General features: G+C 49.5%; 1 protein-coding gene. It reads right to left on the bottom strand.

What is annotated here, in order from left to right; all coding sequences use genetic code 11:
- Nucleotides 1-295 (bottom strand): fungal specific transcription factor domain-containing protein (locus JS756_RS39185; RefSeq protein ID WP_240204889.1); only part of this gene is annotated, 295 nt, incomplete at its 3' end.
- Nucleotides 296-386 lie beyond the last annotated feature (91 nt).

The raw sequence follows: 386 nt of genomic DNA, 5'->3' as shown, positions 1-386 counted from the left end.
GCATATCTATTTCTAAACAATTCAAAGTCTCGCCAGTAGGCGACTTGGTGATGGTGGACTCTTCAGTCAGCCCTAAATCTTGACAAAGTTTGACCGCCATCCCAACGACCCAATATGCAGCTGTCCTCGTAGGTGTCAGCATAGAATACTGGGCAATTAGTGCAAGACACTGCAGCGCCCTCACGTCCATTCGCTTCAGGGACGGTTCTAAGAAGGGCAGTGCAGCGAGGTAATAGCTGTCCGCGAGACCTGCGTAGTCTGTGCTTAATTTCTGCATGCTGATTGCGATAACCATTCGAAGTTGGAAGTTCTGGCAAGGGTCGTTGGAGCCATCGAAAACTTCCTCTACTTCTTGGCGAAAAGTGGGATCGTGTAAGGTTGGAAGC

It is taken from the genome of Streptomyces actuosus (genome assembly GCF_016921115.1).
Taxonomy (GTDB): domain Bacteria; phylum Actinomycetota; class Actinomycetes; order Streptomycetales; family Streptomycetaceae; genus Streptomyces; species Streptomyces actuosus_A.
The sequence above is the reverse complement of the archived record's forward strand: the minus strand, read 5'-3'. Positions and strand labels throughout refer to the sequence as shown.